This window comes from Dellaglioa sp. CoH-57-MRSF-21, assembly GCF_056781915.1.
Map to the genome: position 1 here is coordinate 1 of NZ_JBXAXU010000230.1, position 249 is coordinate 249.

1 protein-coding gene is annotated in these 249 nt (G+C 68.3%); it reads right to left on the minus strand.

The genetic code is table 11. The features are described from left to right. Window positions 1-249 (minus strand): hypothetical protein (locus AC1RPQ_RS08605; protein WP_481762367.1); only part of this gene is annotated, 249 nt, incomplete at both ends.

Here is a 249-nt window from a genome sequence, read left to right on the forward strand (position 1 = left end):
CTCCGGCAGCGCAGGCCGCGTCGCCGCCCAGCAGGGCGGTCACGACAGCTGTCGCCGGGTCGTACCACTTCGTGTAGTGGTTGGGGTCCGCGTTGATCTGGACGGCGTGCGCGGCCAGCGTCGGCGTCATGCTCTGCCAGTTTGGCACCCGCAGGAGCCGCTGGAAGAAGAACGTTGCCGCCTGGCTGGGGTTCATCCGTTCCGCGAGAGTGCCCCATGTGTCCCGCTGCTGGAACAGGCCACGAGAGT